The organism is Mycobacterium spongiae (assembly GCF_018278905.1).
Lineage (GTDB): Bacteria > Actinomycetota > Actinomycetes > Mycobacteriales > Mycobacteriaceae > Mycobacterium > Mycobacterium spongiae.
In genome coordinates this window covers 5,237,285-5,261,019 of record NZ_CP046600.1, presented here as the reverse complement: position 1 = coordinate 5,261,019, position 23,735 = coordinate 5,237,285, and the positions used below count along the sequence as shown (strand labels likewise).

Genomic DNA, 23,735 nt, shown 5'->3' with positions numbered 1-23,735 from the left:
CTCGCGGAACGGCGCTTAGTCCTCGCCGAGGATGCCGTAGATCTCCCGGCGCGCGGTATTGATGATGTCAACGATGCGTTGCTGCTGTTCGGCGCTGGCGGCGTGCGCAGATTGCGCCACTGCGCCGACGAGTTGGCGCATAGCTGTCCGCAGGTTGATGTGGCCGGGTTCGACGCCTCGGGCGATCTCCTCCCACGGTGGGGTTCCGATCTTTTCCGCTGCGGTGCGACCGTCGTCGGTCAGCTCGAAAAGCTTTTTGCTGCCGTCGGTTTCGCTGGCGGCAATGAGACCCTCATCATCGAGCAGCTGTAGCGTTGGGTACACCGACCCGGGGCTGGGCCGCCAGATTCCGTTGCTGCGTTCGGCGATCTGCTGGATCATCTCGTAGCCATGCATCGGGTGCTCGGCCAGCAGCACCAGAATGGCCGCGCGAACATCACCGCGCCGACCACGACCACCCCGGCGTGAGCCGGCGCGCGGGCCGCCGCCGAAACCGGGGCCGCCGAATCCGAATGTGAATCCCGGGCCGAGACCCCAGTGTCCGTTCTGGTCGGCTGCGTGGTCGCGGACGTTGTCGAAGAACTCCCGCCCAGCGTCGTGCTTCACGCCGTGCAGGGCGCGCCGTCCCCGGCGAGCAAGTGGTCCCCCCAGTGCGGAGCCCGGCCCGAAGCCGAACCCTGGCCGCGCGGCAAATGTACCGGTAGGGGGTATGAATGAGTTGCTCATGTCCCTCTCCTTGTGTCGGTAGCGAGGCGCCAGAGGGTCACTCAGGCGCTCGTCTCAGAGTATCGTTGAATATCACGATATATCGGAAACTAACGCGATGCAACGGTGAGATCGATCCGTGACCAAACCGTCTACCGGCGGCTTTGCGCCTGAAAGGCACCGCCAGTTTGCGCAGCCAGTTGCGACCAGGTAGCACGGGAGTGATGAACGGAAGGAATCGCAATCTGACGATCGAAACCGGTTCCGCTGGCGCGACTGAGCCGACGCCCTTCGGAAGGGTTAGCGGCCGGAAGGGTCGTTCACGCGTCAATTGGGTGCTCGCGCTGTCGACGGTGCCGGGTGCCGCCATCGTGATGCTCTTTGCCCTTGGCGCGTTGATGAGCACAGAGGCCTGTAGTGGCCGCCAATGCTCAAACCTGGGCGTGGGGGGGATTGATTTCGGGGTGCTGTTCTACGGTGCGCCCGCGGTCGCGTTGGTGGTCATGTTGGTGTCGGTTTTTAGCGCGAAACGCCGAGGCGGTATCGCTGTTCCACTCTTCGGGTGGGCGCTGTTGGTCGCCGATGTTGCCCTTCTGGCGGTTACGGTTGCGCGGTAGTTAGCGAGGCGGTGCGAACCCACCGGCGTCCGGCCGCTGTTGCCGCCGGGGAGCCTGCTGTGCAGCGGGCGAATCGGGCTCCGGCCACGGGATCGCCGGCTGCGAGGGTGGCCACGGCCCTGGCCACCATCCCTGCGGATGCGGATGCGGATGCGGTGAGGGCCACGGAACCGGTCCGGGGGGCGCCCCTGGCCCTGGTGCAGGCCATGGCGCTGGTCCCACCGCTTGGCCAGGCTGGGGCATCGTGGGGAGTAATCGTGCCAGTTCGCGTCGGTGTCGTTCGGCGAGGACTGCGGCAAGGACCAGCTGCGGCGGGACGCCGGGCGGCGGGGGCGGGGCGATGTGCGACAGCACGTCGTTGGCGATTCGATAAGCCATCTGGTCTCGTAGTTGGTGATCGAGTTGCGTTGCCCGGGAGAGGAATTGACGGGCTACCTCGGCCTGGCCTGGGGTAAGCCCGGACAATTGCAGCGATGACGCCCACCAGGCCAGTGACGGCGGCATTGCAGGCGGTGGACCTAGCCGCGGACCCCTTTCGCTCACGACCACAGTGCCAGCAAAGATATCGCCGACGCGTTTGGCCTTCGGTGAGAACATGCTGCAGATCACGGCGGGGCTCCCCAGCAGCATCCAGATCTCTACGACCGATGTCAGTGCTCGAAACAGAGCTTGCCGGAAGCGCTCTGGGCCGCCGTCGTCGGACACCACGCGTAGGCCCATCACGATCTTGCCTACCGACCTTCCCCGCGTGGCCGTTTCGAAAGCCAAGGGATAGCCGACCATCGCCAGCACCGTGAAGATGATCAGGAACGCGGTGGTCCATGCCTCGTCGAACTCGGTCAGCGTGGCCGCCCACAGCATCAACCCGAGCATGTAGGCAATGAGTATGACGATGATGTCGATCACCGCGCTTACTGCGCGAACCGGCAACTGAGCGATCTGTACATCGAGAACGACGGCGTCGCCGGTCACCACCTCCGACATACCACGGAACGGTACCTGCTTTGCGGCGGGCGCCTCGGCTTGCCGAGCTTGCGATCGGCGGGCGTTGATGATGCCGACCCGCTGCGCTCGGCTTGGCTGAGCTTGCGATCGGCGGGCGTTGATGATGCCGACCCGCTGCACTCGGCTTCGCCGAGCTTGCGATCGGCATTAGGCTGCGCGGGTGGACGTCGACGCGTTCTTGCTGACCCACCGTGGCACGTGGGATCGGCTTGACCAATTGATCAAGAAGCGCCGTTCCCTGACCGGTGCCGAAGTGGATGAACTCGTTGAGCTCTACCAGCGCGCGTCTACCCATTTGTCGATGCTGCGATCGGCGTCGTCGGATTCACTGGTGACTGGGCGGCTTTCGAGTCTGGTCGCGCGCGCCCGTTCCGCGGTCACGGGTGCGCATGCCCCGATGACCAGCACCTTCATTCGTTTCTGGACAGTTTCCTTCCCCGTGGTTGCCTACCGCACCTGGCGGTGGTGGCTGGCGACCGGTGTGGCGTTCTTAGTCGTCGTTGCAGTCCTAGCCTTTTGGGTTGCCGGCAATCCGGAGGTGCAGTACGCGGTCGGGACGCCAAGTGAAATAGACGAACTGGTGAATCACGACGTCGAGTCGTATTACAGCGAGCACCCGGCTGCGGCGTTCGCCCTCCATGTATGGCTGAACAATTCCTGGTTGGCCGCCAGGTGCATCGCGTTCGCCGTCTTACTGGGTCTGCCCATCCCGTTTCTGCTGCTTCAAAATGCGGCCAACCTGGGGCTGATCGCCGGTCTGATGTTCCCGGCTGGCAAGGGCGGGCTGCTGCTGGGCCTGCTGATTCCGCACGGGCTGTTGGAGCTCACGGCGGTTTTTTTGGCCGGCGCGGTTGGGATGCGCCTGGGGTGGTCGGTGATAGCGCCGGGAGACCGGCCGCGTGGGCAGGTTCTTGCAGAGCAAGGTCGTGGCGTTGTGGCGGTGGCCGTGGGCCTCGTGGGCGTCTTGCTCGTATCGGGCTTGCTCGAAGCGCTGGTGACGCCGTCACCGTTGCCGACGTTCGTTCGGATCGCCATCGGCGTCATTGCCGAGTTGGTGTTCTTGTCCTACGTCGCGTACTTCGGGCGTCGCGCGGCGAAAGCCGGGGAGACCGGCGATATCGAGGACGCGCCCGACGTGATACCGACCGGCTGAACCTCCCCGCACCTGCATCGTCGCCGAGCTTGTGTTGGATTGCTCGCTCCTTCTCAGGCCGCTGCGCGGCCTGCATCGTCGCCGAGCTTGTGTTGGATTGCTCGCTCCTTCTCAGGCCGCTGCGCGGCCTGCATCGTCGCTGAGCTTGTGTTGGATTGCTCGCTCCTTCTCAGGCCGCTGCGCGGCCTGCATCGTCGCCGAGCTTGTGTTGGATTGCTCGCTCCTTCTCAGGCCGCTGCGCGGCCTGCATCGTCGCTGAGCTTGTGTTGGATTGCTCGCTCCTTCTCAGGCCGCTGCGCGGCCTGCATCGTCGCTGAGCTAGAGCCGGCCCGTCGCTTTCATTGCCAGGTAGCTATCCGCAAGCGCCGGCGCTACTTCGGTAGGAGGCGCATCGACGACCTCGACCCCACTGCGGCGCAGGCGCGACGCGATCGCGCCCCGATCATTGCGAGCGCGTTCGGCAGCCGCTGCGTCGTACACCGCGGCCGCGTCGGAACGCCCGGCGGCCAGCTGGTCAACGCGGGGGTCGGCGACTGCGGCGATCAACACATGGTGTTTGACCGACAACTGCGGTAGCACCGGGAGCAGGCCCTCGTCCAGCGCGGTCGCGTTCAGGTCAGTGAGCAGGACCACCAATGACCGCCTGCGGGTGCGACGAGCAATCGTTGCGACCATCGCCCGCCAGTCGGACTCGACAAGTGCTGGCTGTAGCGGTGCCATCGCGTCCACGAGCTGAGCGAGCAGTTCGGTGCGCGACGCGCCGAATACGGCAGCCCGGCTAACCCGGTCGTGGGCGAGAAAGTCGACATGATCGCCAGCCCGCGAGGCCAGTGCCGCCAACAGCAGCGCGGCGTCCATCGCCCAATCCAGCCGAGGCCACCCGGCGGGGTCGGCCGCAGTCGGGTCGACACCGACGCGACCTGCGGCCATGCGCCCAGTGTCGAGCACGATGACGACTCGGCGGTCGCGTTCAGGTCGCCATGTGCGGACCACGACGTCGGCGCGCCGCGCAGTTGCCCGCCAGTCGATTGAGCGGACGTCGTCGCCCACGACGTACTCGCGCAGCGAATCGAATTCAGTGCCTTGCCCGCGTATCAGGGTGGGCAATAGCCCGTCGATCTCGCGTAGTTTCGCCAGCCGCGAGGGCAGGTGCTTACGGGACAGAAATGGCGGCAGCACCCGAACCTGGGCGGGCACCAACGTGGAACGTTGTCGCCCCGCCAATCCCAGCGGCCCGGTCGATCGAGCGGTCACGGCGGCAGAGCGCTGATCGCCGCGGCGGATTGGGCGCAGCGCCGTAGACACTTGATGCGGTTGCCCGGCCGGGAGGCTAACCGCGTGTGTGCGGGGCTCGGCACGCGCGCTGGGTGGCCAGGCATCGCGTATTTGGCCGCGGAACCGGCGGCGACCATCGTTGTGGATCAGCAAGACGGCCTCCACTTGCTGGCCAAGCCGGGCCGAGCAGTCTGGTAGGCGGTTGTAGCGCAACCGGTTGGGGCTAGCCGCTAGCACCACGTCAACGACCACCGCGACGGTCAGCGTCACCATCAGCATGCCGAATGACTTTGCTGGCCAGGGCGACAGCGCGATCGGGACAACGCAGATCAACGCCAGCAAGCCCGCGCGGCCGGTGAGAGTCATCGGCGTCGCTCGCTGCCGCCCGCGGGTGGTATCCCCACTGTCGCGCCCGTGCGCGGTACCCGGCCATCGCGTCGTCTCCGCCAGCCGGCTGGTGCGCCTACCGCATTGTCGTCGGCGCAGATCACTAGCGGGGCACCGGAACCGAGGCCAAGATCCCGTCGAGAATTCCGTCGGGGGTTGCGCCTTCGAGCTCGGCTTCTGGGCGCAGCAGCACCCGGTGGCGCAGTGTCGGGCGCGCCATGGCCTTCACATCGTCCGGAGTGACGTAATTGCGCCCGGACAGCCACGCCCAAGACCGAGCAGTACCCAGCAGGGCCGTTGCCCCCCGTGGTGATACGCCCAGCTGCAGCGCGGGAGAGGCGCGGGTGGCCCCGACGACGTCGACGATGTAACCGAGCACCTCGTCGGCGATCAACACCTGTCGCACCGCCTCGCGGCCGGCCGCAAGGTCGGCGGGTCCGGCCACGCGGTCAATTGTGGATAGATCGCGGGGATCGAAGCCGTGCGCGTGTCTGCCAAGTATCGCGATCTCGGCGTCGCGCGCTGGCAGGGTCACGTTCAATTTGAGCAGGAAACGGTCGAGTTGCGCTTCCGGCAACTGATAAGTGCCCTCGTATTCGATCGGGTTCTGAGTAGCAGCCACGATGAACGGGTCGGGGAGCGCCTTGGGTTCGCCTTCCACGCTTACTTGGCGTTCCTCCATGGCCTCTAACAATGCAGCCTGGGTCTTGGGTGGGGTCCGGTTGATCTCGTCGGCCAGAAGAAGGTTGGTGAAGACCGGACCCGGGCGGAACACAAATGCCGCGGTACGCGCGTCGTAGACCAGCGACCCGGTGACGTCGCCCGGCATCAGATCGGGAGTGAACTGCACCCTCTTGAACTCCAGCTGCAAGGCAGCGGCCATGGCACGGACCATCAATGTTTTCGCCACTCCGGGAACACCTTCCAGGAGTACGTGGCCGCGACACAGCAGCGCGATTACCAGGCCGCTGACGACCCCGTCCTGCCCAACGACGGCCTTGGCGATCTCGGCGCGTAACGCCAGCAATGCATCACGTGCTGATTCTGCGGTCGGGGTTTGGGCCGGCGGGGCTTGCGGGTTGGTAGGGGACTGCGTCACGGGTGCGTGGCCTGCCTTTCGATGTCGTCGAGCACACGAGCAAGTTGTAGCAGCTCAGTGTCACTAGCCGGTGGGGGGCCGAATAGGTGGTAGGAAACAAATTCCGGGTCGGCCCCGCTGCGCTCGGACACAGTCGTCACTACCCCCGCCGACGGCGGGTTGGGGCCAAGGCCGAGCCGCGGCGCTAAGCGCTGTAGCGTCGCCGTGCGCAAGGCTGCCGCGGCGCGATCGCGGGCACGTCGGGATCGGTACAGTCGGCCCCGGCCCTCTACGGTCTCCGATGCGCGGACTACGACGGGCAACTCCTCGGCCACCAGTGGCCCGAGCCGGCGGCCCTTCCATAGCGCGACTAGGAGCACCACCAGCCACAGCTGCCAGAAGACCCAGTTCACGTTGTCGGGAACCAGATCGGAAATAGATGTCGGAGAGGACTTTTCGCCCTCAATGTGGTCTGGTGCGTACCAGACGAGCCGAGGCCGGTCACCGGCAAGGTTCATTGCCAGCGCGGCGTTGCCGGCTCGAAGCAGGCTTCCGTTGGTCATGAAGCTGCCACTGCCGACCACGGTGATGGTCCGGCCGCCGCTCCGAAAACGAACTAGCGCCCCGTCGTAACAGCTGGTGATCACCAGATCGCCGCGGGCCACGTAGCTATTGCTTGGGCCGAACTGCACCGAACCGGCTCGATTCGCCTCCCGCAAAGGGCAATTCGGTTCGCTGTTGAATGGGCTGGCTGCCCCGACATGCAACTGCGGCGCCAACGCCGCCCGGGTGCGCGATGTAGGTTCCACCAGCAAGAGGTCACCGGGAGCTGCCGCCAGACGATCCAGTTGTGCGCTATCGACCAGATATTCAGTCTGCGCCACCAGCAACAGCGAGTCGGGACGTGCCGCGGTCTCGACATCGGAGGTGCTATCGGCGACCACAACCTCGACGCCTTGTTCGCGAAGCAGTGTCGCCAGCGCGTGTCCGCCCGACGAACTCGTGGACTCGGGGTCCATGGTGCCGCCCGGCCGCGGTGCGGTCAGGTAGGCGCCAATCGCGGCAACGACAGTCAGTGCGCCGAGCGTGAGCAAGACCGCGCGCCACGACGTTCGTCGCCGGGAGATAGTCCTCCGCGACTGAGGGTCGGTTCCGGAACGCGGGGCATTCACCGGACCGCCGCCCACGGGACGAACGCGGCCTGCGGCTGCGTTGCGGACGCGGGAGTCGATGACCGTGATCGCAGGTGATCATCGAGGTCGGCGATCAACCGGTAGGCGCCTTGGGTTCCCGGCAGCTCCCCATAGGTGACGTCGTTGAATGCCGTTGCTGCCTGAGTCAATTCCCCCGCCAGGTGCGGAAGGGGCACGCTCGCGTCGCTAGCCAATTCATTGGCTGTGCGGCCGGGAGTGGGGTTGAGCACGCCAGACTCTTCTAGTTCGCGGGCGACCGCGCGTAGTCGGTGCCGGATCGCCGCACTCCAATTACCCTCGGCTGCATACCTTTCAGCCGTTGCTCGATATTGCGCTGCGGTTAGTTGCCCGGCGTCGAACAGCCGGTAGTCGCTGCGGCGATTGGTGCGGATGGTGCGACGAGCGATGTGGATAGCAACTGCCACCGCGATCGCCAGGAGGATGGCCAGGACGGTAATGGTGAACCATCCGCCCGGTACCGTCGAGCTTTTCTCCAACAGCCGGTACATCAGCTCGTTGAGCCAATCAACGAATTGCGTCGTCAAGGAATCCTTTGGGTAGATTGGCTTTTCGAGCTCACGCTGTGCGGCTTGGTGCGCGGCATCGCGGTCGATGTCTATGGCTGGCACGCTGTGTTGGTCCTCGCTAGTCCCTTAGAACGGCCGTGTGAGCCAGAGGTTGTCGGTGGATTCCACTGCGGCGGGGCTGCCAGCGGCTCCTGTTTGCAATACCAGGTCGAAAGCCTCCGCGCGAATGCGTCGGTCTGTATACAGCAGCACCACAACCCCAGCGCTGAACGGTGCCGTGATGATCTCGCTGATCCCGCCGCCGACGGCCGCAAGTGTGGTGCCGACCAGCAACATCGTCGTGGAACCCGCGGCGGCCATGAGAGCCTGGCCGACGATGCTGAATGGCGCCGAGATGGCTGTGCCGATGAAGCCCACCACGATTGCGGTCAGCAGCCGGATGCCAAAGACCCGCCAGAATCCGTTGCGAACCAGCGCAAACGATCTAGCGATCGCATCGACGATCGATAGCTTCTCCAGCACGATCAGCACGGGCGCGAATAACAGCACGGTGTAGAGGTACGCCAACACCACCATCACCACGAGCACCAGCGGAAATGCCACGAGGATCGCCGCCGCACCGTTGATCGCTGTCGCGACCGCGGCCAGGATCACCACCACCAGCCCGACAAGCGCCACCATCCCGGTGACTTCCAGCAGCGCCAAGCCGAGCAACGCCAGCAGGCGACCGCGGACCTTGGCCCACGCTTCGCCGATGGTGATCGGCGCGCCAAACACCGCGCGGCCAATAACGACGGTGAGCATTCCGCTGAGCAGCACGCCGCCCAGCCAGGTGACGAGCAGGCCGACGCCGGCAGTCGCCGCCCACGCGCCTACGACACCCTCAGTCAACTCCTCGGGCGGGTCGGCGGCCATATTGCCGTAGGCAGCCAACGGTCCGAGCGCGGCAAACAACGTGACGATCTGCATGATGATGACCACTGCCGCGGTCAATCCCAGAGTCGGTTTCGGGTTGGCTCGGATGTAGCCGACGGCGCCGTTGAAGATGTCGCTTAGGGTCAGGGGGCGCAGTGGGATTATCCCGGGTTTAACCGCTCCCGGGTCTAGAGGTGGACCGTACTGGGGGGTCCGCTGCGGCCCGTAGCCCGGCGGCCCATAACCCTGGGGACGATAATTCGGTTGCGAAACGTAGCCCGGCGGCACTGCGTAACCGGGCGGCGGAACGTGACCCGGCGGTGCCGCGTAACCGGGCGGGGGAACGTGGCCGGGCGGGGCTTCATACCCCTGCGGCGGGCCGCTACCGGGCGGCGCATTAAAACCAAGTGGGTGATATCGCTGCGGCGAATACCCGTGCGGCCTCGGCGGTGGGTCAGCCGGAGAACCGGGCGGCTGCGGGCTCACCGTGGGGGGCGGCCGTCGTCATTCGTCATGGCCTCCATCCTGTCGACGGTCGGGCCATTTCACAATCCGGATGCTCCGCGCGGGCATCCGGGTTGGGTCTCGGCGTGTCCTGACTGCTCGTCAGCGTTTGTGGGTCCCACGCGTAGCGTCTCAGTCATGGCGGAACTCAAATCCCGGCTTCGGTCGGATCTGACTCAGGCGATGAAGACACAGGACAAGTTGCGCACTGCGACCCTTCGCATGGTGCTCGCAGCGATCCAGACCGAGGAAGTCTCCGGCAAGGAGGCACGAGAGCTTTCCGACGACGCTGTGATCAAGGTGCTGGCCAGGGAATCGCGGAAGCGTGGTGAGGCGGCAGAGATCTACACTCAAAACGGGCGCGGTGAGCTAGCCGCGAACGAGCATGCCGAGGCACGGATCATCGACGAGTATCTGCCGACGCCCCTCACCGAGGCAGAGCTGGCCGACGTCGCCGACACCGCCATCGCCGAGGTCGCCGAACAACTCGGGCATCGGCCCAACATGAAGCAGATGGGTCTGGTTATGAAGGCGGCCACCGTGATTGCGGCCGGAAAAGCGGACGGAGCACGGCTGTCCACGGCTGTCAAAGAGCGGCTCTAGTCCTGCCACAAGCCCGCTTTCCCTCGGACGCGCAGGTGCCGGGTCAGTACGACTCGACTGGGCCTAGATCAGGGGCCGGTGCCGGCAATCTCCAAAGATTCTGTGCGCCCGAGGTTTTTCGGCCGAACGGTGGGCCGATCACTGCTGACCGGTCGCTCGCCGAGTCGCGATGCAGCCAACCTGGTCGCGCCGTTCCCAGATGCCGAGCGCTGCACGCTGTTCGCCCGGCCACGCCAACCGGTTTCTCCCGTTCTGGCCGACAACAAGTGCGCGAGGACCGCCGACTCCGGTACTGCCCAAGGTTGCGCCAGATCCGCCGCTACCGCCGTTGCCGATCAGCGCCACACCCGCGGCCATGAGGAGGTCAGCTGAGGCCGGTGGGAGCTGACCGGCCAGTCGCTCAGCAAAACAGGTTACCCGACCCGTCCGGCGTGACGAGCACGGCGACGGACGTAGATCACTGAGAATGAATCGCCGCACGAGCGCGGCACGCGTGGCGAAACCGCAGTCGAGCATGCCTAGGGCGTATTGTTCGATCGGGTCGATGCCGGCGGAAGTGAAGCGGTGGTGAGATCGTGGCGACCCGCGTAGTCGTTGGGACCTACGGCGAGAGCAAATTAAATAATGAAGAAACAGTATCCGTAGGATACAGTAGCAGAGTCGGTCGGCGCCCGTGTCCCGCATCCCGGTCGCCGCAGGGTGGTCACCATACCGCTGAGGTGACCCGACATCCTTCTCGCTGGGAGTGTGAGCATGTATTACGTCGGAAGTAGCGTGGGCAGCCAGGCACGCGTTGCGCAGCACGGCGCTCACGAGTCAACCGAGAATGGTGTCAGCGTTCCGGGCCTGGTTGCTGCGGCAGGCTGGGCGGTCGCTCTGCTGGCTGGCCTGATTTTGTTGGCGGCCGGAAACCTAGCGCACGCGGGCGCAGCACTGGTTGTGGCAGTCATGATGCCGTGGCTCGGACTGGCTTGGAATCACGCCATCGCCGCTAGGTCTCCACGGCGGACAGCGCTGGATTGAGTCACATGCCGGCAGGCGCACATCGTTCCTAGCCGTCTGGTATTGGTCGAGTTTGCCTGCGCGCCAAGCCTGACTGGGTTGGCCGCTGCTGCCTGCGGCTATGAGTGCTGGCGCTGCGCAGCGTTGCGCCGGTGTGGCGACCTACGCTGCGGCGGCCGGATCTAGCGCGAGTCGGGTTGGTTCGCAGCCTGACAGATGCTTTCGTGCCGTAACCACATCAATTGGTCTCGGGAGTATCGCCCCGCAGCTGCCGGGCGATCTGTTGCGGACGCCGCCGTTGAACGGGCAGCTCGGCGATCAGGTTGTGCACGTTCGCGAGCTTTCTACCGCAGTTGGCGGTCAATGTGATGGCGGGGTCGGTCTGAGTGCCGATGAGAGCCCTCTCATTGTGGTCTCGCCGGGCATTCACGTGGGTGGTCAAACGTAGAGCCAGCCGCGAAGTACGCGGATTTCGCGACAAAAGGAGTATCGCTATGTCTCCGTCGATAACGAGGCCGTCGCGACGGACCGCAGCGACGTCGATCCGAGATGGGTCGTGCGTGGGCAGTCCCGGTGTTCCGGGGGCCGTCGGGGGGCACATGAAGCGCATCGCAGATGACCTCAACGAAGTGTGCCCGGCTGACGATTTCCGCGACAGCGGAAGCTGCGTGGTAACCCCGGTCGTCCAATTCGAACCTGCTACTGCCGCGAGTATCGTCCAGGCCCTTGCGGGCGTAGTGCGACGGGCACACCAGCTGACAGCAACAACGACCGCCGATCGGCAGGGCATCACCCGCGCGCAGACATTCGAAGAGGGTGACGTCTATATGTTGGAAGCGCCCTTCGAGGGTTTTCATGCCGATCGGTACCTAATGGATTTCTACGATGTGACCGAGCGCGGCATCTGCTCACGGATGCATTTGCACACCGGGCTTCGCTTCGTGCGCATGATGACCGGACCCGAGACGATTATTCGGGTATCGAGTTTCGCACCGTTCGAACTTCGCGTCGTTTCCGGCTTAGCCCCGTTCGTGCCGGACGAGTTTGTCGACGTGTTGCCCGGCGGCGACGAGCACACCGACCGGACGCGCTACAACCTGATCGTTCCGCCGAACTCGTGGATCGACCTCCAGATTCCCAGCGGCACATCTCATCAGTTCAACGCTATCGGCCCCAACGCCGTCATCGACTCCGTTCATCCGGAGGAATCGATCGAAGTGCTGCGCGAGAACATGTCCGGCTACCGAATGATGGCCCAGACGATATTCCTGGCCGAGGAGCGACCGGCCGCCGCAACGTGCGGTGGAACTGATCGTGTGAGAGAGACATGACGCTTGCGGATGGTTTGCGGGATGCGCTGCGGTCAGTTTATCGAGATGTGTTGGCAACGACCGAGATCAGCGACGATGACAATTTCTTCGCGCTGGGCGGGGACTCGGCCAAGGCCGTTCTGATCACGCATCTGCTCCAAGAACGTGTCGACGTCACGCTCGACTTCGTCGAGGTGTTGAGCAATCCCAGCGTCGGTCGGCTTGCCGCGGCGTTGGCGTCCGCACAGAGGGGGTCGGTGCGTCCGGTGTTGGGGTCGCGGGTGCGTCCGGTGCGGGTGGCGTTGTCGTATGCGCAGCGGCGGTTGTGGTTTTTGCACAAGTTTGAGGGTCCCTCGGCGACGTACAACATTCCGTTGGTGTTGCGGTTGGTGGGGGATGTGGATGTGGCGGCGTTGCGGGCGGCTGTGGGTGATGTGATCGCTCGTCATGAGAGCCTGCGCACGGTGTTTCCCGAGGTCGATGGGGTGCCGTATCAACAGATTGTGGCGTGTGCGGATGTTGATGCGCCACTGGTGGTGCGTGCGGTATCCGATGGCGCGGCGCTCGACGCCGCGGTGGCTGATGCGGTGGGGTATCGGTTTGATTTGGCCGGGGAGGTCCCGGTGCGGGTGGAGCTGCTGCGCCGCAGCGCTAGTGAGCAGGTGTTGGTGGTGGTGATTCATCACATCGCCACCGATGGGGCGTCGATGGCGCCGTTGCTGGGGGATCTGGCGCGCGCGTATGGGGCGCGGTGTGCCGGCCACGCCCCGGAGTGGTCTGCGCTGGCGGTGCAGTACGCCGATTACGCGTTGTGGCAGCAGGAGCTGCTCGGTGATGAGGATGACCCCGACAGTGTGCTATCCCAGCAGGTTGGTTATTGGCGGGAGGCGTTGGCGGGGGCGCCCGAGCAGATGGTGTTGCCGTGGGATCGGCCTCGCCCGGCGCGGCAGTCGTTTGCCGGTGACACGGTGGCGTTCAGCATCGACCCCGCGCTGCGTGCTGATGTTGAGGGGTATGCGCGGCGCAGCGGTGCTACCGCGTCGATGGTGTTGCAGGCCGCGTTGGCGGTGGTGCTGCATAAGTTGGGTGCCGGTGATGACCTCAGCATTGGGGGGCCGATCGCTGGGCGTACGGATGCGGCGTTGGATGCGTTGGTCGGGTTTTTCGTCAATACGTGGGTGTTGCGTGTCGATGTGGCGGGTAACCCGACCTTTGCTCAGCTTGTTGATCAGGTGCGCGATAAGGCGTTGGGGGCCTATGAGCACCAGGACGCCCCGTTCGAGCGGTTGGTGGAGTCGCTTAGCCCGGCCCGCTCGGCGGCGCATCACCCGCTGTTTCAGGTGTTGTTTGCGTTGCAGAACAATCCCTGGCCGAGTTTGGATCTGCCCGGACTCGATACCGAGTTGTTGCCTGCGCATACCGGCACCGCGAAGTTCGACTTGTTCATCGAACTGGTTGATGTGCCCAGCACTCCCGAGCAACCGCAGCCCTGGTCTGGGTCGATCGAGTACGCCACCGATTTGTTCGATCCTGACACGATCGCGGCCTTCATCGAGCAGTACCTGACGACGTTGCGGGCGGTCATTGCTGATCCGGGGCGGGTGGTCTCGGCGGTTGAGATCACCACCGCGGCTCAGCGTGAGGTGTTGGTCAGCCAGGGCCGGGGCTCAGCTGAGCCGGTGGGCGAGGCCACCCTGGAGGAGTTGGTCGCTGCGCAGGTGCGCCGTAGCCCGCAGGCCATCGCCGTCGAAGACGAGCAGCTCGCGCTGACTTATGGCCAGCTTGATGCCCGCGCTGACCGGCTGGCAGATGAGTTGGCTGGCGGGTATGGCGTCGGCCCGGAAACCGTGGTGGCGGTGGTGTTGCCGCGGGGGGCGGCACTGGCTACCGCGTTGCTGGCGATCCTGAAGACCGGTGCGGCGTATCTGCCGATCGATCCGAGCTATCCCAGCAGCCGTAACACCACCATCCTCGCCGATGCTGGTGCGCGGGTGCTGATCACCGACACCGCCACCGCCGCGACCCTGCCTGACACCGGCACCGCGGTCCTGGTGGTCAATTCTGACGCGACTCTGACGTCGAGCGCTGACACTGAGTCCGCCGACCCGACCGGCGGTGGGCGTTTTGTGCCCCGGCGCCGGCCCAGCCCGGACAACCTGGCCTATGTCATCTACACCTCCGGGTCCACGGGCACACCCAAACCGGTGGCCGTCACGCACCGCAATGTGGTGGCGTTGTTCGCCGGTCTGGATGGCTGCTACGACGGTGCCGAGCGGGATGTGTGGGCGTGGTGCCATTCCGCGGCGTTCGATTTGTCGGTGTGGGAATTGTGGGGGGCGTTGCTGTGTGGTGCTCGGGTGGTGGCGGTGCCGGCGGAGACGGTGCGCGCACCGCGCGAGCTGTGGCAGTTCGTGGTGGATAAGGGCATCACCGTGCTAGGCCAGACCCCGTCAGCGTTTTATGAGTTGATGCGCGCCGAGCGCGAATGCTCGACGAACGCCGCCGACAGTGCTTTGCGGATGGTGGTATTCGTTGGGGAGGCGTTGGATACCTCCCGGCTGCAGGGCTGGTATCCCGGGCAGCGTAGGCATGCACCGCGGTTGGTCAATATGTATGGGCCCACCGAAACCACGGTGTATGCCACCCATCTCGAGCTGACAAGTACACACCCCGCTCCCGGTGCTTCGCCTATCGGTGGGCCGTTGGGCACTGTCGATGTGTTCGTGCTTGATGCGGGGTTGTCTGCGGTGCCGGCGGGGGTGGTCGGGGAGTTGTATATCGGTGGTGCGCAGGTGGGGCGGGGGTATCGGGGCCGGTCGGCGTTGACCGCGGAGCGGTTTGTGGCCTGCCCGTTCGGGCCCCGGGGCTCGCGGATGTATCGCAGTGGTGATCTGGTGCGCTGGAACCGCGCCGGGGTATTGGAGTTCGTTGGTCGTGCTGATGAGCAAGTCAAGATCCGCGGTTTCCGTATCGAACCCGGCGAAGTCGAAGCAGTATTGGCCTCCCACCCGGGTGTTGCCCAGGCGGTGGTGACTGTCCACAGCACTGCAACCAGCACCGATAGTGCGGGTGCGGTCAGTGGCGATCACCAGCTGGTGGGCTATGTGGTGGCCAGCGACAGCGCGCCAGCCGATCACGCTGGCGAGGGGGACCTGGGTGCGCAGTTGCGGCGGTGGGTTGGTGAGGGGTTGCCGTCCTACATGGTGCCGGCGGTGGTGATGGTGGTTGATGGGTTGCCGTTGACGCCGAACGGGAAACTGGATCGTCGAGCACTGCCCGCCCCGCAGTTCGTGTCTACGGCGGCCTATCGGGAGCCGCGTGATGAGCGCGAGGGTCAGCTGGTGGGGTTGTTCGCCGAGGTGTTGGGGCTGACCCAAGTCGGTATCGACGACAACTTTTTCCAGTTGGGTGGGCATTCCCTGACCGCGACGCGGCTGGTGGCCCGGATCCGGGCCAGTGTCGGGGTGGAGGTCGGCGTGCGGGTGGTCTTCGACGCCCCCACGGTGGCCGGGTTGGCTGCTTGGATCGGGGCTCATGGTGGGGGGTCGGTGCGTCCGGTGTTGGGGTCGCGGGTGCGTCCGGTGCGGGTGGCGTTGTCGTATGCGCAGCGGCGGTTGTGGTTTTTGCACAAGTTTGAGGGTCCCTCGGCGACGTACAACATTCCGTTGGTGTTGCGGTTGGTGGGGGATGTGGATGTGGCGGCGTTGCGGGCGGCTGTGGGTGATGTGATCGCTCGTCATGAGAGCCTGCGCACGGTGTTTCCCGAGGTCGATGGGGTGCCGTATCAACAGATTGTGGCGTGTGCGGATGTTGATGCGCCACTGGTGGTGCGTGCGGTATCCGATGGCGCGGCGCTCGACGCCGCGGTGGCTGATGCGGTGGGGTATCGGTTTGATTTGGCCGGGGAGGTCCCGGTGCGGGTGGAGCTGCTGCGCCGCAGCGCTAGTGAGCAGGTGTTGGTGGTGGTGATTCATCACATCGCCACCGATGGGGCGTCGATGGCGCCGTTGCTGGGGGATCTGGCGCGCGCGTATGGGGCGCGGTGTGCCGGCCACGCCCCGGAGTGGTCTGCGCTGGCGGTGCAGTACGCCGATTACGCGTTGTGGCAGCAGGAGCTGCTCGGTGATGAGGATGACCCCGACAGTGTGCTATCCCAGCAGGTTGGTTATTGGCGGGAGGCGTTGGCGGGGGCGCCCGAGCAGATGGTGTTGCCGTGGGATCGGCCTCGCCCGGCGCGGCAGTCGTTTGCCGGTGACACGGTGGCGTTCAGCATCGACCCCGCGCTGCGCGCTGATGTTGAGGGGTATGCGCGGCGCAGCGGTGCTACCGCGTCGATGGTGTTGCAGGCCGCGTTGGCGGTGGTGCTGCATAAGTTGGGTGCCGGTGATGACCTCAGCATTGGGGGGCCGATCGCTGGGCGTACGGATGCGGCGTTGGATGCGTTGGTCGGGTTTTTCGTCAATACGTGGGTGTTGCGTGTCGATGTGGCGGGTAACCCGACCTTTGCTCAGCTTGTTGATCAGGTGCGCGATAAGGCGTTGGGGGCCTATGAGCACCAGGACGCCCCGTTCGAGCGGTTGGTGGAGTCGCTTAGCCCGGCCCGCTCGGCGGCGCATCACCCGCTGTTTCAGGTGTTGTTTGCGTTGCAGAACAATCCCTGGCCGAGTTTGGATCTGCCCGGACTCGATACCGAGTTGTTGCCTGCGCATACCGGCACCGCGAAGTTCGACTTGTTCATCGAACTGGTTGATGTGCCCAGCACTCCCGAGCAACCGCAGCCCTGGTCTGGGTCGATCGAGTACGCCACCGATTTGTTCGATCCTGACACGATCGCGGCCTTCATCGAGCAGTACCTGACGACGTTGCGGGCGGTCATTGCTGATCCGGGGCGGGTGGTCTCGGCGGTTGAGATCACCACCGCGGCTCAGCGTGAGGTGTTGGTCAGCCAGGGCCGGGGCTCAGCTGAGCCGGTGGGCGAGGCCACCCTGGAGGAGTTGGTCGCTGCGCAGGTGCGCCGTAGCCCGCAGGCCATCGCCGTCGAAGACGAGCAGCTCGCGCTGACTTATGGCCAGCTTGATGCCCGCGCTGACCGGCTGGCAGATGAGTTGGCTGGCGGGTATGGCGTCGGCCCGGAAACCGTGGTGGCGGTGGTGTTGCCGCGGGGGGCGGCACTGGCTACCGCGTTGCTGGCGATCCTGAAGACCGGTGCGGCGTATCTGCCGATCGATCCGAGCTATCCCAGCAGCCGTAACACCACCATCCTCGCCGATGCTGGTGCGCGGGTGCTGATCACCGACACCGCCACCGCCGCGACCCTGCCTGACACCGGCACCGCGGTCCTGGTGGTCAATTCTGACGCGACTCTGACGTCGAGCGCTGACACTGAGTCCGCCGACCCGACCGGCGGTGGGCGTTTTGTGCCCCGGCGCCGGCCCAGCCCGGACAACCTGGCCTATGTCATCTACACCTCCGGGTCCACGGGCACACCCAAACCGGTGGCCATCACGCACCGCAATGTGGTGGCGTTGTTCGCCGGTCTGGATGGCTGCTATGGCGGTGCCGAGCGGGATGTGTGGGCCTGGTGCCATTCCCCGGCGTTCGATGTCTCGGGCTGGGAATTGTGGGGCGCGTTGCTGTGTGGTGCTCGGGTGGTGGCCGTGCCGACGGCGACGGCACGATCACCGCGAGAACTCTGGCAATTCGTTGTCGACAAGAGCATCACCGTGCTGGGTCAGACCCCGTCAGCGTTTTATGAGTTGATGGGCGCCGAGTCCCAACGGCCCGGCGACGCCGACAGTGCTTTGCGGATGGTGGTGTTCGCTGGGGAGGCGTTGGATACCTCCCGGCTGCAGGGCTGGTATCCCGGGCAGCGTAGGCATGCACCGCGGTTGATCAACATGTACGGGCCCACCGAAACGGTGCATGCCACCCATCTCGAGCTGACTGGCCCATACCCCGCTCCCGGTGCTTCGCCTATCGGTGGGCCGTTGGGCACTGTCGATGTGTTCGTGCTTGATGCGGGGTTGTCTGCGGTGCCGGCGGGGGTGGTCGGGGAGTTGTATATCGGTGGTGCGCAGGTGGGGCGGGGGTATCGGGGCCGGTCGGCGTTGACCGCGGAGCGGTTTGTGGCCTGCCCGTTCGGGCCCCGGGGCTCGCGGATGTATCGCAGTGGTGATCTGGTGCGCTGGAACCGCGCCGGGGTATTGGAGTTCGTTGGTCGTGCTGATGAGCAAGTCAAGATCCGCGGTTTCCGTATCGAACCCGGCGAAGTCGAAGCAGTATTGGCCTCCCACCCGGGTGTTGCCCAGGCGGTGGTGACTGTCCACAGCACTGCAACCAGCACCGATAGTGCGGGTGCGGTCAGTGGCGATCACCAGCTGGTGGGCTATGTGGTGGCCAGCGACAGCGCGCCAGCCGATCACGCTGGCGAGGGGGACCTGGGTGCGCAGTTGCGGCGGTGGGTTGGTGAGGGGTTGCCGTCCTACATGGTGCCGGCGGTGGTGATGGTGGTTGATGGGTTGCCGTTGACGCCGAACGGGAAACTGGATCGTCGAGCACTGCCCGCCCCGCAGTTCGTGTCTACGGCGGCCTATCGGGAGCCGCGTGATGAGCGCGAGGGTCAGCTGGTGGGGTTGTTCGCCGAGGTGTTGGGGCTGACCCAAGTCGGTATCGACGACAACTTTTTCCAGTTGGGTGGGCATTCCCTGACCGCGACGCGGCTGGTGGCCCGGATCCGGGCCAGTATCGGGGTGGAGGTCGGCGTGCGGGTGGTCTTCGACGCCCCCACGGTGGCCGGGTTGGCTGCTTGGATCGGGGCTCATGGTGGGGGGTCGGTGCGTCCGGTGTTGGGGTCGCGGGTGCGTCCGGTGCGGGTGGCGTTGTCGTATGCGCAGCGGCGGTTGTGGTTTTTGCACAAGTTTGAGGGTCCCTCGGCGACGTACAACATTCCGTTGGTGTTGCGGTTGGTGGGGGATGTGGATGTGGCGGCGTTGCGGGCGGCTGTGGGTGATGTGATCGCTCGTCATGAGAGCCTGCGCACGGTGTTTCCCGAGGTCGATGGGGTGCCGTATCAACAGATTGTGGCGTGTGCGGATGTTGATGCGCCACTGGTGGTGCGTGCGGTATCCGATGGCGCGGCGCTCGACGCCGCGGTGGCTGATGCGGTGGGGTATCGGTTTGATTTGGCCGGGGAGGTCCCGGTGCGGGTGGAGCTGCTGCGCCGCAGCGCTAGTGAGCAGGTGTTGGTGGTGGTGATTCATCACATCGCCACCGATGGGGCGTCGATGGCGCCGTTGCTGGGGGATCTGGCGCGCGCGTATGGGGCGCGGTGTGCCGGCCACGCCCCGGAGTGGTCTGCGCTGGCGGTGCAGTACGCCGATTACGCGTTGTGGCAGCAGGAGCTGCTCGGTGATGAGGATGACCCCGACAGTGTGCTATCCCAGCAGGTTGGTTATTGGCGGGAGGCGTTGGCGGGGGCGCCCGAGCAGATGGTGTTGCCGTGGGATCGGCCTCGCCCGGCGCGGCAGTCGTTTGCCGGTGACACGGTGGCGTTCAGCATCGACCCCGCGCTGCGTGCTGATGTTGAGGGGTATGCGCGGCGCAGCGGTGCTACCGCGTCGATGGTGTTGCAGGCCGCGTTGGCGGTGGTGCTGCATAAGTTGGGTGCCGGTGATGACCTCAGCATTGGGGGGCCGATCGCTGGGCGTACCGATGCGGCGTTGGATGCGTTGGTCGGGTTTTTCGTCAATACGTGGGTGTTGCGTGTCGATGTGGCGGGTAACCCGACCTTTGCTCAGCTTGTTGATCAGGTGCGCGATAAGGCGTTGGGGGCCTATGAGCACCAGGACGCCCCGTTCGAGCGGTTGGTGGAGTCGCTTAGCCCGGCCCGCTCGGCGGCGCATCACCCGCTGTTTCAGGTGTTGTTTGCGTTGCAGAACAATCCCTGGCCGAGTTTGGATCTGCCCGGACTCGATACCGAGTTGTTGCCTGCGCATACCGGCACCGCCAGACTCGACTTGTCCATGGCTCTGGTTGATGTGCCCAGCACTCCCGAGCAACCGCAGCCCTGGTCTGGGTCGATCGAGTACGCCACCGATTTGTTCGATCCTGACACGATCGCGGCCTTCATCGAGCAGTACCTGACGACGTTGCGGGCGGTCATTGCTGATCCGGGGCGGGTGGTCTCGGCGGTTGAGATCACCACCGCGGCTCAGCGTGAGGTGTTGGTCAGCCAGGGCCGGGGCTCAGCTGAGCCGGTGGGCGAGGCCACCCTGGAGGAGTTGGTCGCTGCGCAGGTGCGCCGTAGCCCGCAGGCCATCGCCGTCGAAGACGAGCAGCTCGCGCTGACTTATGGCCAGCTTGATGCCCGCGCTGACCGGCTGGCAGATGAGTTGGCTGGCGGGTATGGCGTCGGCCCGGAAACCGTGGTGGCGGTGGTGTTGCCGCGGGGGGCGGCACTGGCTACCGCGTTGCTGGCGATCCTGAAGACCGGTGCGGCGTATCTGCCGATCGATCCGAGCTATCCCAGCAGCCGTAACACCACCATCCTCGCCGATGCTGGTGCGCGGGTGCTGATCACCGACACCGCCACCGCCGCGACCCTGCCTGACACCGGCACCGCGGTCCTGGTGGTCAATTCTGACGCGACTCTGACGTCGAGCGCTGACACTGAGTCCGCCGACCCGACCGGCGGTGGGCGTTTTGTGCCCCGGCGCCGGCCCAGCCCGGACAACCTGGCCTATGTCATCTACACCTCCGGGTCCACGGGCACACCCAAACCGGTGGCCATCACGCACCGCAATGTGGTGGCGTTGTTCGCCGGTCTGGACCGCTGCTATGGCGGTGCCGAGCGGGATGTGTGGGCCTGGTGCCATTCCCCGGCGTTCGATGTCTCGGGCTGGGAGGTCCTGGGGGCGCTGGTGCATGGTGCTCGGGTGGTGGCCGTGCCGACGGCGACGGCACGATCACCGCGGGAACTCTGGCAATTCGTTGTCGACAAGAGCATCACCGTGCTGGCTCAAACCCCGTCAGCCTTTCAAGAGGTGATGGCCGCCGAGTCCCCCCGGGACGCCGACAGTGCATTGCGGATGGTGATCTTGGGCGGGGAGGCGTTGGATACCTCCCGGCTGCAGGGCTGGTATCCCGGGCAGCGTAGGCATGCACCGCGGTTGATCAACATGTACGGGCCCACCGAAACCACGGTGTCTGCCACCCAGCTCGAGCTGACTGGCCCGTACCCCGCTCCCGGTGCTTCGCCTATCGGTGGGCCGTTGGGCACTGTCGATGTGTTCGTGCTTGATGCGGGGTTGTCTGCGGTGCCGGCGGGGGTGGTCGGGGAGTTGTATATCGGTGGTGCGCAGGTGGGGCGGGGGTATCGGGGCCGGTCGGCGTTGACCGCGGAGCGGTTTGTGGCCTGCCCGTTCGGGCCCCGGGGCTCGCGGATGTATCGCAGTGGTGATCTGGTGCGCTGGAACCGCGCCGGGGTATTGGAGTTCGTTGGTCGTGCTGATGAGCAAGTCAAGATCCGCGGTTTCCGTATCGAACCCGGCGAAGTCGAAGCAGTATTGGCCTCCCACCCGGGTGTTGCCCAGGCGGTGGTGACTGTCCACAGCACTGCAACCAGCACCGATAGTGCGGGTGCGGTCAGTGGCGATCACCAGCTGGTGGGCTATGTGGTGGCCAGCGACAGCGCGCCAGCCGATCACGCTGGCGAGGGGGACCTGGGTGCGCAGTTGCGGCGGTGGGTTGGTGAGGGGTTGCCGTCCTACATGGTGCCGGCGGTGGTGATGGTGGTTGATGGGTTGCCGTTGACGCCGAACGGGAAACTGGATCGTCGAGCACTGCCCGCCCCGCAGTTCGTGTCTACGGCGGCCTATCGGGAGCCGCGTGATGAGCGCGAGCGCCAGCTGGTGGGGTTGTTCGCCGAGGTGTTGGGGCTGACCCAAGTCGGTATCGATGACAACTTTTTCCAGTTGGGTGGGCATTCCCTGACCGCGACACGGCTGGTGGCCCGGATCCGGGCCAGTATCGGGGTGGAGGTCGGCGTGCGGGTGGTCTTCGACGCCCCCACGGTGGCCGAGTTAGCCGAATGCATTTCCCAACAACGCCAACCAGCCGCCATCGATCGCACGTTGCGCAACGTCCACGGCCTCAAAGCCACCGAAGCCACCGAACTGCGCGCCAGTGACCTCAAACTCGAGAAGTTCCTCGACACCGCGACGCTTACGGCCGCGCAAACGGTGCCAGGGCCAAGCACCGAGATCCGAACCGTGCTGCTAACCGGAGCCACCGGTTTCCTCGGACGTTACCTAGCACTGGCTTTACTGGAACGGCTATCACCAGTAAACGGCACGCTGATATGCCTCGTGCGAGCCGACAGCGACGACCACGCGCGTCGCCGCCTCGACGCCACCTTTGACGACGGCGACCAGCGACTATCGCAGCATTACCGTTCCCTTAGCGGCGGCGGGAGTATTGAAGCGCTCGCCGCAGACAAGAGCGCAACCCGTCTGGGGGTCGACGAACAGACCTGGCAGCGGCTGGCGGACAGTGTCGATGTGATCGTGGACGCCGCCGCGGAGGTGAACCACGTATACCCGTATGGGGACCTGTTCGGCGCGAACGTTGTCGGCACCGCCGAACTGATCCGCCTCGCTCTGACCTCCAGACGCAAGCCGTTCAGCTACGTGTCAACGATCAGTGTGAGCGACCAGAATTCGTCCGCTGCATTCAACGAGGATGCTGACGTCCGCGTCGTTAGCCCGGTGCGCTCAGTCGACGACAGTGGTTATGTCAACAGCAAATGGGCCAGCGAGGTGCTCCTGCGTGCCGCGCACGACACATGCGGTCTGCCGGTCTCGGTGTTGCGTTGCGGAATGATCCTGGCCGACACCGCATATCGCGGCCAGCTCAACTTGGCGGACTGGTTCACTCGCCTGATGCTGAGCGTGGCCGCCACCGGCATCGCGCCAGGCTCATTTTATGAGCGCGACGCGGGTGGCAACCGACAGCGTGCGCGTTTCGACGGGTTGCCCGTGGGATTCGTTGCCGAATCAATTGCGGATATCGGGAGCCGGCCCCGCGGGGGTTTCGCCACCTACCACCTGGTGAACTCCCACGACAAGGGAATCGGCCTCGACGAATACGTTGACTGGCTTATTGACGCGGGTTATCCCATTAATCGCATCGACGACTATGACGATTGGTTGCGGAGGTTCAGAGCCGCGATCTTGGACTTGCCAGATCGACAACGTCAGAACACCCTCTTGCCTTTGCTACATAACTGGGAACGGCCCGTAAAGCCACCAAGTGAATGCGCTATTTCCAACAGCCGTTTCAGGGCCGCTCTAAAACGAAGTAAACTTGGCTCAAGAACCGAAATTCCACACGTCTCGCCGGCGGTCATCATCAAATATATGACAGACCTAAAACAGCTCGGATTGCTCTGACCGAACCGTCAATC

At 65.2% G+C, this 23,735-nt stretch carries 13 protein-coding genes; 5 read left to right on the top strand and 8 right to left on the bottom strand.

The window, feature by feature from the left end:
* Positions 1 to 15: 15 nt before the first annotated feature.
* Complete coding sequence (locus F6B93_RS21265) at positions 16 to 726, bottom strand: PadR family transcriptional regulator (RefSeq protein WP_211696844.1); 711 nt, start codon at positions 724 to 726, stop codon at positions 16 to 18.
* 203 nt (positions 727 to 929) lie between these two features.
* On the opposite strand from F6B93_RS21265, the gene F6B93_RS21260 reads away from it, so the two are divergent.
* On the top strand, positions 930 to 1,322 hold the full coding sequence (locus tag F6B93_RS21260) for a hypothetical protein (protein ID WP_211699656.1): 393 nt from the start codon (positions 930 to 932) through the stop codon (positions 1,320 to 1,322).
* On the opposite strand, the gene F6B93_RS21255 is transcribed toward F6B93_RS21260, so the two are convergent.
* A complete protein-coding gene (locus F6B93_RS21255) occupies positions 1,323 to 2,306 on the bottom strand; it encodes an RDD family protein (protein WP_211696843.1) in 984 nt (327 codons plus the stop codon).
* 181 nt (positions 2,307 to 2,487) lie between these two features.
* Here F6B93_RS21255 and F6B93_RS21250 point away from each other — a divergent pair, with 181 nt between their 5' ends.
* Positions 2,488 to 3,480 (top strand): stage II sporulation protein M, encoded by a 993-nt coding sequence (locus F6B93_RS21250; RefSeq protein WP_211696842.1) that lies wholly within the window; start codon positions 2,488 to 2,490, stop codon positions 3,478 to 3,480.
* 318 nt (positions 3,481 to 3,798) lie between these two features.
* Here F6B93_RS21250 and F6B93_RS21245 read toward each other — a convergent pair whose 3' ends face one another.
* From F6B93_RS21245 to F6B93_RS21225, 5 genes are all read right to left on the bottom strand, one after another.
* Positions 3,799 to 5,121, bottom strand: a complete 1,323-nt coding sequence (locus F6B93_RS21245; protein WP_211696841.1) for a DUF58 domain-containing protein — start codon at positions 5,119 to 5,121, stop codon at positions 3,799 to 3,801.
* Between the two features lie 124 nt (positions 5,122 to 5,245).
* The gene (locus F6B93_RS21240) at positions 5,246 to 6,241 is read right to left on the bottom strand and encodes an AAA family ATPase (RefSeq protein WP_211696840.1); all 996 of its coding nucleotides are present in this window, start codon (positions 6,239 to 6,241) and stop codon (positions 5,246 to 5,248) included.
* A complete protein-coding gene (locus F6B93_RS21235) occupies positions 6,238 to 7,407 on the bottom strand; it encodes a DUF4350 domain-containing protein (RefSeq protein ID WP_425518479.1) in 1,170 nt (389 codons plus the stop codon). Before F6B93_RS21235 ends, F6B93_RS21240 begins: the two co-directional genes overlap by 4 nt.
* Positions 7,389 to 8,042: a DUF4129 domain-containing protein gene (locus F6B93_RS21230; protein WP_211696838.1), complete on the bottom strand. Its 654-nt coding sequence runs from the start codon at positions 8,040 to 8,042 to the stop codon at positions 7,389 to 7,391. Before F6B93_RS21230 ends, F6B93_RS21235 begins: the two co-directional genes overlap by 19 nt.
* A gap of 24 nt (positions 8,043 to 8,066) precedes the next feature.
* On the bottom strand, positions 8,067 to 9,341 hold the full coding sequence (locus F6B93_RS21225; RefSeq protein WP_211696837.1) for a DUF7847 domain-containing protein: 1,275 nt from the start codon (positions 9,339 to 9,341) through the stop codon (positions 8,067 to 8,069).
* A 156-nt stretch (positions 9,342 to 9,497) separates the two neighbouring features.
* On the opposite strand from F6B93_RS21225, the gene F6B93_RS21220 reads away from it, so the two are divergent.
* Complete coding sequence (locus tag F6B93_RS21220) at positions 9,498 to 9,962, top strand: GatB/YqeY domain-containing protein (protein ID WP_211696836.1); 465 nt, start codon at positions 9,498 to 9,500, stop codon at positions 9,960 to 9,962.
* 138 nt (positions 9,963 to 10,100) lie between these two features.
* On the opposite strand, the gene F6B93_RS21215 is transcribed toward F6B93_RS21220, so the two are convergent.
* Entirely contained in the window at positions 10,101 to 10,319 is a 219-nt protein-coding gene (locus F6B93_RS21215; protein WP_211696835.1) for a hypothetical protein, read from the bottom strand.
* A 1,244-nt stretch (positions 10,320 to 11,563) separates the two neighbouring features.
* Here F6B93_RS21215 and F6B93_RS21210 point away from each other — a divergent pair.
* Positions 11,564 to 12,295 (top strand): hypothetical protein, encoded by a 732-nt coding sequence (locus tag F6B93_RS21210; protein ID WP_211696834.1) that lies wholly within the window; start codon positions 11,564 to 11,566, stop codon positions 12,293 to 12,295.
* Positions 12,292 to 23,721: a non-ribosomal peptide synthetase gene (locus F6B93_RS21205; RefSeq protein WP_211696833.1), complete on the top strand. Its 11,430-nt coding sequence runs from the start codon at positions 12,292 to 12,294 to the stop codon at positions 23,719 to 23,721. Before F6B93_RS21210 ends, F6B93_RS21205 begins: the two co-directional genes overlap by 4 nt.
* The last annotated feature ends 14 nt before the right edge of the window (positions 23,722 to 23,735 follow it).